Origin of the sequence: Archangium sp., from assembly GCF_036389735.1 — a bacterium.
Lineage (GTDB): Bacteria > Myxococcota > Myxococcia > Myxococcales > Myxococcaceae > Archangium.
The window spans coordinates 1-9991 of record NZ_DASVWK010000771.1 but is presented as its reverse complement, the minus strand read 5'-3'; the positions used below and the strand labels follow the sequence as shown (position 1 = coordinate 9991).

The following is a 9991-nucleotide window of genomic DNA, read 5'->3' as shown; positions in this document are numbered from 1 at the left end:
AGGCTCTCCGCGGAAGGGGGGCGGCGAGCCTACCGCAGCCCCTCGCGTGGAGTCCGTGACGCGTGTTGCCACTGTGCGTCAGGCGCGGCGGCATCCGACAGTCGACTCTTGTTACCCCTCACTTCCGCCAGACGCCGAGTCCTTCTCCGCGCCGCGCCGGATGCCCAGGGCCTTCATCTTCTTGTAGAAGTGGCCGCGCTCCAGATCGAGCAGCCGCGCCGCCTCGGTGACGTTGTCCTGCGTGTGCACGAGCGTGTGGTGGATGATCTCCCGCTCGGCGTCCTCCACCTGCTCGCGGAAGGTGCGGTCCACCCGGGGGCGGAAGCCGCTGGCGGGGGCCGGAGCCACCGGGGCTGGAGCCGCCGGCGTCAGTGGAGCAGGGGGGCGAGGCATGGAGACCGAGGCCCCGGCCGCGTCGACGGGCGCTGGCGGCGGCACGGTGCCACCCTTGCCGCGCGGCAGCAGCTCGGCGGCCTCGGGGCCGGAGACGACGGGGCCCTCGCAGAGGATGGCCAGCCGCTCCACCAGGTTGCGCAGCTCGCGCACGTTGCCCGGGTAGTCGTAGGCGGCCATCACCCCCAGGGCCTCGGGCGAGAGCGACAGCGGCCGACGCCCGTTGCGCGCGCAGGCCTCCTTCAGGAAGGCGTCGATCAGCGCCGGCAGATCCTCCCGCCGCTCGCGCAGGGGCGGCGAGTGAATCTGCACCACGTTGATGCGGTAGTAGAGGTCCTCGCGGAACCGCGTCGCTTCAATCTCCTTCTCCAGGTTCTTGTTCGTCGCGGCGATGACGCGCACGTCCACCTTGATGGTCTCCGCGCCACCCACCCGCTCCAGCTCACCCTCCTGGAGCACGCGCAGCAGCTTGGCCTGCATGGCCTGGGGCATGTCGCCGATCTCATCGAGGAAGAGCGTGCCCTCGTGGGCCAGCTCGAACTTGCCCCGGCGCACGCTCATCGCCCCGGTGAAGGCGCCCTTCTCGTGGCCGAACAGCTCGCTCTCGATGAGCTCGTGGGGCACCGCCGCGCAGTTGAGCTTCACGAAGGGCCCGCTCTTGCGCTTCGAGTTCTGGTGCAGCGCCCGGGCGATCAGCTCCTTGCCGGTGCCGTTCTCTCCGGTGATGAGCACCCGGCCCTCCGAGGGCGCCGTGCGCTGGATGAGCGAGAAGATGCGCTGCATGGCCGGGCTGCTGCCCACCATGTCGTAGCGGCCCACCTCCGCGCGCAGCGCCTGGAGTTCCTCCATCACCGCCTGGTGCTTGAGCGCGTTGCGCAGCGCCACCAGCAGCCGGTCCCGCGCGATGGGCTTCTCCAGGAAGTCCCGGGCCCCGAGCTGCGTGGCCTTCACCGCCGTGTCGATGGTGCCGTGCCCGGACATCATGATGACGGGCAGCTCCGGCTTGTGCTCCATCATCCGGGCCAGGGCCGTCAGCCCGTCCATGTCCGGCATCTTCACGTCCATCAACACCGCGTCCACCGGGCGCGCGGACACCACGTCCAGGGCCACCTGGCCGCTCGCCGCCAGCTCCGTGTGGTACCCCGCCAGCCGCAGGGACGTCTGGAGGGTCAGCAGGATGTTCTTCTCGTCATCGACGATGAGGACGGTCGCGGGCATGGGGCTGCACCGTCCCGGAAAACCGCCGGGGATTCAAGGGCCGCGGAGGCCCTCCTCGGTGGTGAAGCCCGCCGACAGGTCGCCTGGGCGACGCAGGCGCAGTCGGGGGCTCGGGTTGAGCGCGCACGGCGGCTCCCAGCACAAGCCGGTGTCCCGCTGGATGACGTCACCGGAGGGCAGGCGCAGCGGCTGGCTCCGCTGGGGTGGGGGCGGCGGAAATCCGTGGTGTCCCTCGAGGGAAGGCAGAGGCACGTATGCCCCCAGGGCCAACACCGTGAAGAGCAGAACGGTGCCCTGCCTCCACGAAGACGAGGCGGGCCAGTCGAGGGCCGTCGACAAGGCCAGATAGGACTGCGCCGCGAGCAGCCAGAACAGCGGCCCGGCGAACCGCACCGCGGGCGCGAGCACCCACCACAGTACGAGCGCGGCCAGTGTCGGCACCAGCGGGGTGAGCGGAACGCGCCGCCCCCGCAGCCCCGCGAGCGCGCAGCCGCCCAGGCAGAGCAGCGCGAGCACCACGGGGATGAGGAACTCCCGGTTGTCGAGCCACGCCTTGGCGAACCAGCTCGCGATCCAATCGGCGTTGCTCAGCACCTCCTCCGTCGGGATGCCGGGCCGCCTGGCATAGGCCTTGATGAAGCGGGTCTCCTGCTGCCCCACCTCCTCGGGCACGCGCCAGGACAGGTGCAGGTTGCCCACCGTGCTCGGAAACGCGGGGTAACCGTTCATCACCAGCCCGCGTGCCACCCAGGGCCCGAGGCAGAGCACCGCCAGTCCGACCCCCCCGAGGGCCAGGCGTCGGACGTCCCGCGCCGAGGGGCGTCCGCGGCGCCACCACACGAGGATGCGCGCTACCCAGAAGGGCGCGGCGACGGTCACCATCGAGAGCTTCACCGTCAGTGCCCCGGCCGCGAGGAGCGTGGTGTCGAGCACCTGCCGGCCCGAGGAATCTCCAGAGTCGCCCAACAGCTCCGCGAGGACGGGCATGACCAGCGCCACGCCCAGCACGAACACCGCCATGTCGGCGGCCGGACTCGACAGGTTGTAGCTCTGTCCCTGATCCAACAGCGGCGCCAGCAGGAGTGCCCACACGACGTCCGTTGCCCGCGGCGCCGGTCTCGCTAGCCGGAGGAACGCCGCGAGTGCTGGACCCAGCGTGCTCAGCAGGAGCAGCCCGTTGGCGAGGTGGTGGCCACGGTGGAAGAACGGACCGACATCGAGGAGCGCGACGTACAGGTGGTACGACTGGTTGAAGGCGAGGCGGTGGTGGAGGTTGCCGAGCCCGGGCACCACCGGATGGGTGCCGAACCAGCGGACCGTCTGCATGAAGTAGAGGTGGGTGTCCGGGTTGCCTGGCGGCGCGAGGGCCTGATTGGAGAGCCACACCGCGGCGGCGACGAACAGGCCCGTGCAGAGCGGATGCGAGCGGATCCACCCCACGGTGCTCCGGGCCTCCTCGCGCGCGCGGGGCACCAGCCCGAGTGTCCCCGCCAGGGCGACCACGCCGAGCGCCCGTCCATCCACCGGCAGGACGAAGTGCCACAGCTGGAGGAAGAGGATCGTCCCCAACCAGCCGAACCAGAACCGCGGGAATGGGTGGACCGCCGTGTCGCTGACGACGACCCGCCCCACCCACCGTCCAACTCCCAGCAGCACCAGTGCGAGTGCGGACCAGGCCAGGAGGATGGACAACATGGCGCCAAGCATGCGGGGGTCGATCAGGCGGAGGGTCAGTTTATCCCACACCGGGAGCGTGCGCGAGCCAACCCTTCGGAGTTCCCCCGCGCGCCCCACCGTGACGCCTCTGGAAGATGGTGGGCATAGAACCTTTTCGTCGGGGACAAAAGGCTTTGACTCAGCGTTCCAGAGCGGGCTAGACGCGGGCGGTTGTCCCGTCCCTAGGACGTCATCTTTTTCGGAGGAAGAATGCGTCGGATTTCGATGGTCGCGGGGCTGGCCCTCGCTGTTGCGGTGCTGGCTGGCTGCCCGCCGACCTACCCCAACTGCAAGAGTGACGAGACCTGTCAGGAGAAGGGCGAGGTGTGCGTCAACGGCTCCTGTCAGGAGTGCTCCACCGACGCCAACTGCAAGGAGGGCTTCACCTGCCAGGGCAACAAGTGCGTGCCCAGGGGCCCCGAGTGCAGCCGCGATGAGCAGTGTACGGGTGGGAAGATCTGCGAGGCCGGCAAGTGCGCCGAGCCGCAGTGCACCGGCAAGGCCCAGTGCCAGGGCGTCCAGGAGTGCCAGAAGGGCCGCTGCGCGCTGCCTCCGGGGGCCTGCAACTCGCCCACCGACTGCGCCGGGGACCAGGATTGCCAGAACAACCGGTGCGTGGCCGCCGCCCAGAAGGCCGAGTGCAACTGGGAACCGCTGCGCTTCGGCTTCAACGAGGCCTCCCTCTCCTCCGAGGCCCAGAACCGTCTGGGCGAGCTGGCCCAGTGCGTGAAGGACGCGGGCGCCACGGGCACCCTCGAGCTTGCTGGGCATGCGGACGAGCGAGGGACCGAGGAGTACAACCTCCAGCTCTCCCAGAAGCGCGCCGCCTCGGTGAAGCGCTACCTGGTGGACCTGGGAGTGCCGGCCAACCGGCTCAAGACGGTGGGGTACGGCGAGAACCGGCCGGCCGAGAACGCCTCCAGCGAAGAGGCCTGGGCGGCCAACCGTCGCGTCGAGTTCGTGCGCTAGCGCTCCTTGAGGTAGGCTGCGCGCGAAATGGCCTCGACCGAGACCGAGACGCGGCAGTCCTTCCTCGTATTCGCCTGCGGCAGCAGCTGGTACGCCGTGCCCGCTGAGTGCGCGGCGGAAGTCGTCAGCTTCCCCGAGCTGACGCGGGTGCCCGGTTCCCCCGGGCACCTGCTGGGAGTCTTCGCCCACCGTGGCGAAGTCATCCCGGTGGTGGACATGGGGGTGCTGGTATCCGGAGAGAGCGAGCCCACCCGGCGCGCGGTGCTGGTGAGGCTGCCTCGTGGCACCCTGGCCCTCACGGCCAGCCGGGTCGCCGGTGTCTCCCAGGTGGACGGTCGCTTGGAGCCCCTGGGCTCGAGCGGCGTCCACCTCCACCTGAGGGGTCCCGCCCGCAGCGCCTCACGCGACGTGGCGGTCATCGATCCCGATGGCCTGTTCGATCACCTCAGCCAGGGTAGCTGAGCCATGCTCATGGGCAGTCGCATCACGGGCATGCTCCTGTGTCAGGCGGGCGCCGAGCGGGTGGCGTTCGCCGCGCACGAGGTGGCCACCATCGAGTCCCCCAGCACCTTTGGTGGGTACGCCGGCTCGGCGCGCCAGGCCTACGACGGCGCCTCCTCCGGGGCCGAGCGCATCCTCGTGGCCGCCACCGGTGAGGCCGTGGGCGTGGACACGCTGGAGATCGATGCCGAGTCGCTCACCGTACTGCCGGCCCCGGCGGTGCTGAGCCGGTTGGCGGGTGGCAGCCTGCGCGGGTTCGTCCAGGCGCGCGGCGCGCTGTGGCCGTTGATGTCGTTGGTCGACTTCGGGCGCTTCCTCGTGCCCTCGTCTCGGGAGGCCGCGTGAAAGTGCCGGAGGGGCTCAAGGGCCTGGCTGTCTGGACCACGCGTCCGTCCTGGCTGGGCAGCTCGCTGGGATTGGTGCTGGCGCTGCTGTACGGGCAGCTCACCCACTCGCTGCCCGTGGGCAGTGGCTGGCTCTTCCTCGGGCTGGTGGTGCTGGTGCTGGGGATGAACACCGCCCTGTCCGGCGCCCAGGAGCGGCACGCGCTGCGCGTGCTGCGCGCGGTGGAGGACGGGCGGCTGCCGCCGGGTCCGGACAACCTGCGTCGGGCGTTGCAGGAGGTGCGTCGCATCCCCGGGCGCTGCTTCTGGTTCACCCTCCAGGGCTGGCTCGGCGGCGCGCTGCTGCTCGCGGTGACGTTCACCCCGCTGGCGGACGCCCAGTGGACCATGGGGATGCGCATCGGACTGGTGGGCCTGTCGCTCGGGCCGCTGTCGGGGATGCTCGTCTACCTGATGGTGGTGCGCCGCAGCCGGCGGGCCGCCGAGCGCATCGCCGCGCAGGGGCTGTCACCGCAGGAGGTCATCGCCGCCATCCCCCCCGAGCGGTTGCGGCTGCGCCGGCGGCTGGTGATGTTCACCGCCGTGGCGGTGCTCAGCCCCTCCGTCTTCATCCTGGACGTGTCGATGAGCCGCACGGTGAGCACGTTCGACCAGATCCTGGAGACGAAGGATCCGAAGGTGCAGCAGGAGGTGGTGCACCGGGCGCGCCGGGCCACGGGACTGCCGCTGGGGGCGCTCGCCGGGCTGGTGGTGGTGCTGGTGCTGGGCACGGCGTACGTGGCCGGCACCGCGCTGGCCGAGCCCCTGCGGGCCCTCTCCGAGGACGCCACACGCATCGCCCAGGGCGAGGTGCGCACGCCCCGCTTCATCCCCGCGGAGGACGAGGTGTGGGCCGTCTCCGCGGCCTTCACCCGCATGCAGGCGCAGCTCGCCCAGGCGCTCGTCCAGTTGCAGCGCGCGGGACTTCAGATCTCCTCCACCACGGAGCAGTTGGTGGCCACCTCGGCGGACCAGGAGTCGGGGGCGGGGGAGCAGGCCATCTCGCTCAACGAGACGCGCGCCACCACCGAGGAGTTGGCGCGCTCGGCCCAGCAGATCGCCGTCAACGCCGAGTCCGTGTCGGCCATGGCGGAGACGACCTTCGGGGCGGCGCAGAGCGGGCAGCGCAGCGCGGCGGCCTTCCTCGCCGCCATGCACCGCATGAAGGGTGACAACCAGGCCATCGCCGACGCGGTGGTGCGGCTCAACAAGCGCGTGCAGCAGATCGGCAAGGTGGTGGAGTTCATCAACGAGATCGCCGACAAGTCCGACCTGCTGGCGCTCAACGCCGAGCTGGAGGGCACCAAGGCGGGCGAGCCGGGCCGGGGCTTCTCGCTGGTGGCCGCGGAGATGCGGCGGCTGGCGGAGAACGTGCTGTCCTCCACGCTGGCGATCGAGCGGCTCATCGATGAAATCCGCGACGCCACCCAGGCCGCGGTGATGGCGACGGAGGCGGGCCTGAAGACGACGGAGCGTGGTGCCTCGCTGGCGGCGCAGGTGGATCAGAGCCTGGGCCTCATCCTGGAGCTGGCGCGGCAGACGTCCCACGCCGTGCGCTCCATCTCGCTGGCCACCCAGCAGCAACAGACGGGCACGGATCAGCTCGCCGCGGCCATGGGGGACATCCTGCGCGTCACCGAGGAGAACGCCGAGGCCACCCAGCAGATGGTGGCCGCCAACACGGACCTGTCCGCGCTGGCGAGGGATCTCAAGGGCACGGTGCAGCGCTTCCGTGTGGCGGACCGGGGGGAGGGGTGATGTTGCGCTCACGCCTCAGCCGTCCCCGGCGTCCCTTCAGCCGCCGTCTGGTGCTGTCGGGCCTCTACGCCAACCTCACCACCTTCATCCTGGCGGGGCGCTATGCGCAGCTGACCTTCGGCGAGCAGCTGGGGGAGGACTTCTCCCTCTTCCTCAACTTGATGGGGAGCCTCGGCCTGCTGGCCATCGGGGTGCAGGTGTTCCTGTGCCTGCGCCGGCTGCGCGTGCTGCGGAGCCTGGAGGTGGTCGACGGTCCCGCGGAGCCGGAGCGGCTCGGCCAGGCCCTGGTGGAGGTGTACCGCCTCGCGGACTTCGCCTTCGTCTCCATGCTCGCGCTGTGGCTGCTCTCCGCCCTCCTCGTCAACGTGGGGATGGGAGTGCTCGGTCCCTCCATGGACTGGCGCATGGTACTGCGCATGAGCTGGCCGGGGCTGCTCTTTGGCCCGCTCTCCTCCCTGCTCACCTACTGCATCGTCACGATGCAGGCCCGGCGCGTGGTGCTGGACCTGGAGCCCTTGGGGCTGACGCCGGCACAGGCCATCGCCGCCGCGCCCCGGCGCTCGCAGATCCGCCTGCGGCTCGTCCTCTTCACCGCCATCGTGGTGGTGACGCCCGCGCTGCTCATCTGGGACGTGTCTGGCGTGCTGGCCAACCGGGCCTTCGATCAGGTGTTGATGGAGACCCGCCCCGAGAAGCAGGCGGAACTCGTCGAGTTGCTGCGCACCGAGGCGCTGGTGTCCGGCGGGGCGCTGTGTCTGCTCGTCTTCGCGGTGGCCCTGGCCGCCGCCTACCTGGGAGGCACGCTGATGGGCCGTCCCATGCGTCAGCTGGGCGAGGAGGCCCACCGCATCGCCGAGGGGGACCTGAGCAACCCGCGCATCATCCCCACCGAGGATGAGGTGTGGTCCGTCTCCGCCGCCTTCTCCACCATGCGGGCCCACCTGGCGGACGTGCTGTCGCAGCTGCAGAAGGCCGGCGCCCGCATCGGCTCCACCACCGAGGAGATCCTCTCCACCTCCACGCGCTACGAGGCCGGTGCCGCCGAGCAGGCCAGCTCGCTGGACGAGACGAGCGCCACCACCGAGGAGCTGGCGCGCTCGGCGCGGCAGATCGCCGAGAACGCCGGCTCGGTGGCGGAGATCGCCCACAAGACGCTCGCGGCCGCCAAGGGGGGCCAGGCCAGCGCCGAGTCCTTCCTCGAGACGATGAACCGCATGCGCCACGACAACCAGGCCATCGCCGCGGCGGTGGCCCGGTTGAACAAGCGGGTGCAGCAGATCGGCAAGATCGTCGAGTTCATCACTGGGGTGGCCGACAAGTCGGACCTGCTCGCGCTCAACGCCGAGCTGGAGGGCACCAAGGCGGGCGAGGTGGGGCAGGGCTTCTCGCTGGTGGCGGCGGAGATGCGCCGGCTGGCGGAGAACGTCATCGAATCCACCAAGGAGATCGAGGGACTCATCGAGGAGGTGCGCGACGCCTCGGGTGGGGCAGTGATGGCGACCGAGGGGGGCGTGCGCGCCACCGAGACGGGCACCACGCTGGCGCAGCAGGTGTCCGAGTCGCTGCGGCAGATCGTCGAGCTGGCCGGGCGCACCTCGGACGCGGTACGGGCCATCTCGCTGGCGACCCAGCAGCAGCAGGGCGGTACGGACCTGCTGGCCGAGGCCATGGCGGACATCCTCCGCATCACCCAGCAGAGCCACAACGCCACCAAGCAGGTCATCGGCGCCAATGGCGATCTGTCCACGCTGGCGCGTGACCTGAGGGGCGTGGTGGAGCGCTTCCAGATCGATGCGTCGATGCCTGGGGGTACGCCGGGGGGTGGCGGGTGAGCGCGCGCGAGAAACTGCTCAAGCAGTTCCGTGAGCTGGTGGGGGTGCGCCTGGAGCGCGTCAACCGCCGCATCATGGAGCTGGAGACGGGGGCCAGCCTGGAGGCGGGCCGCACCGTGCTGCGCGAGCTGCACGGGCTCAAGGGCGAGGCCCGGATGATGGGCTTCGACGACATCAACGCCGTCGTCCACGAGATGGAGGAGCTGGTTCGCTCCACCGAGCGCGCCGAGCACGCGCTGTCCGAGCGCTCCATCGACCTGCTGCTCCAAGCCGCGGACGCGGTGCTGGTGCTCGCGGGGGCGGCGGCGCCCCAGGTCTCGCAGACGCCTCCCGAGGTGGAGAAGCTGGTGCGCTGGCTGCGCGAGTGCACCCGCGTGGAGGTGTCCAACCTCGCGGAGCTCGGCGCCTCCCTCCAGAGCACCGCGCTGCGGGTGGACCCGTCCACGCCACCGGCGCGCAAGGACGGCAAGGACTCCTGGGAGAAGGACAACCGGGAAGAGGTGACGCCCGCGTGGGGCTCGGCCCCGCTCGGGATTCCGGCCCCCTCGCTGGTGGTGCCCCGGATGATGGAGCCACCCCCCGTGCCGTCGCCCTCCGTGGCGACCCGGGTGGCGACCCCGGCGGGACGACCGGTGGCGGTGGAGCCCCCGCGCACGCCCGTCTCCTCGGCGGCCACGACCCACATCGGTAAGATGCCGCCCGCGACCTCCGAGCTGCCCGCCCGGACGTCGACGGTGCCGGCCGTGCGCTCGGCGGAGACTCGCGCGGACGGCTCGGTACGCATTGGCGTGGCGAGCCTGGACCTGCTGACGAGCGCGGTGACGAACCTCACCCAGGTCGCGCGCCGTCGCGAGCTGGCCACCACCCGGCGGCTGGAGCTGGCCCGGGAGCTGAGCCTGCTGGCGCGGGCCGCGGAGGACCTGGGGCCGGCGGCCGCCGAGCTGGCCGAGCGGCTCGGCAAGACGAAGGAGCTGGCCGCCGCCCTGCACCGCGAGGCGAAGCTGCTGGCCAACGAGGAGCTGCGCGACCTGGGCTACGTGGCCGAGGAGGTGCAGCGCCTGCGCATGCTGCCGCTCTCCCTCCTCTTCGAGCCCTACCCGCGCATGGTGCGGGACCTGGCGCGCGAGCTGGGCAAGGAAGTGGAGCTGGTGGTGGACGGCGAGGACACCCGCGCCGACCGCGCCGTGGTGGAGGCGCTGAGGGATCCGTTGCTGCACCTGG

General features: G+C 71.1%; 8 protein-coding genes. 6 read left to right on the top strand and 2 right to left on the bottom strand.

Features of this window, described 5'->3' with window-relative positions:
* Window positions 1–111 precede the first annotated feature (111 nt).
* Both VF794_RS27460 and VF794_RS27455 read right to left on the bottom strand, forming a co-directional pair.
* Window positions 112–1611, bottom strand: a complete 1500-nt coding sequence (locus VF794_RS27460) for a sigma-54 dependent transcriptional regulator (protein ID WP_331115426.1) — start codon at window positions 1609–1611, stop codon at window positions 112–114.
* A 33-nt stretch (window positions 1612–1644) separates the two neighbouring features.
* Window positions 1645–3318 carry an LIC_10190 family membrane protein gene (locus VF794_RS27455; RefSeq protein ID WP_331115424.1) on the bottom strand — a complete coding sequence of 558 codons (1674 nt, stop codon included), beginning with the start codon at window positions 3316–3318 and terminating at the stop codon, window positions 1645–1647.
* Between the two features lie 219 nt (window positions 3319–3537).
* Between VF794_RS27455 and VF794_RS27450 the strand changes: the two genes are divergently transcribed.
* From VF794_RS27450 to VF794_RS27425, 6 genes are all read left to right on the top strand, one after another.
* Window positions 3538–4296 carry an OmpA family protein gene (locus VF794_RS27450; protein WP_331115422.1) on the top strand — a complete coding sequence of 253 codons (759 nt, stop codon included), beginning with the start codon at window positions 3538–3540 and terminating at the stop codon, window positions 4294–4296.
* 27 nt (window positions 4297–4323) lie between these two features.
* Window positions 4324–4758 (top strand): chemotaxis protein CheW, encoded by a 435-nt coding sequence (locus VF794_RS27445; RefSeq protein WP_331115420.1) that lies wholly within the window; start codon window positions 4324–4326, stop codon window positions 4756–4758.
* Window positions 4759–4761: 3 nt separating this feature from the next.
* Window positions 4762–5142 carry a protein CrdC gene (locus tag VF794_RS27440; protein ID WP_331115418.1) on the top strand — a complete coding sequence of 127 codons (381 nt, stop codon included), beginning with the start codon at window positions 4762–4764 and terminating at the stop codon, window positions 5140–5142.
* Window positions 5139–6938: a methyl-accepting chemotaxis protein gene (locus tag VF794_RS27435; RefSeq protein ID WP_331115416.1), complete on the top strand. Its 1800-nt coding sequence runs from the start codon at window positions 5139–5141 to the stop codon at window positions 6936–6938. Before VF794_RS27440 ends, VF794_RS27435 begins: the two co-directional genes overlap by 4 nt.
* Window positions 6938–8770, top strand: a complete 1833-nt coding sequence (locus VF794_RS27430; protein WP_331115414.1) for a HAMP domain-containing methyl-accepting chemotaxis protein — start codon at window positions 6938–6940, stop codon at window positions 8768–8770. Before VF794_RS27435 ends, VF794_RS27430 begins: the two co-directional genes overlap by 1 nt.
* Window positions 8767–9991, top strand: a 1225-nt coding sequence (locus VF794_RS27425) for an Hpt domain-containing protein (protein WP_331115413.1), incomplete at its 3' end; no start/stop codon positions are given. The genes VF794_RS27430 and VF794_RS27425, both read left to right, overlap by 4 nt.

Excerpts from the sequence above, each read along its gene's own strand:
- VF794_RS27440 (WP_331115418.1), top strand. The coding sequence starts at position 4,762 with ATGCTCATGGGCAGTCGCATCACGGGCATGCTCCTGTGTCAGGCGGGC.
- VF794_RS27450 (WP_331115422.1), top strand. The coding sequence starts at position 3,538 with ATGCGTCGGATTTCGATGGTCGCGGGGCTGGCCCTCGCTGTTGCGGTG.
- VF794_RS27460 (WP_331115426.1), bottom strand. The coding sequence starts at position 1,611 with ATGCCCGCGACCGTCCTCATCGTCGATGACGAGAAGAACATCCTGCTG.
- VF794_RS27455 (WP_331115424.1), bottom strand. The coding sequence starts at position 3,318 with ATGCTTGGCGCCATGTTGTCCATCCTCCTGGCCTGGTCCGCACTCGCA.
- VF794_RS27445 (WP_331115420.1), top strand. The coding sequence starts at position 4,324 with ATGGCCTCGACCGAGACCGAGACGCGGCAGTCCTTCCTCGTATTCGCC.
- VF794_RS27430 (WP_331115414.1), top strand. The coding sequence starts at position 6,938 with ATGTTGCGCTCACGCCTCAGCCGTCCCCGGCGTCCCTTCAGCCGCCGT.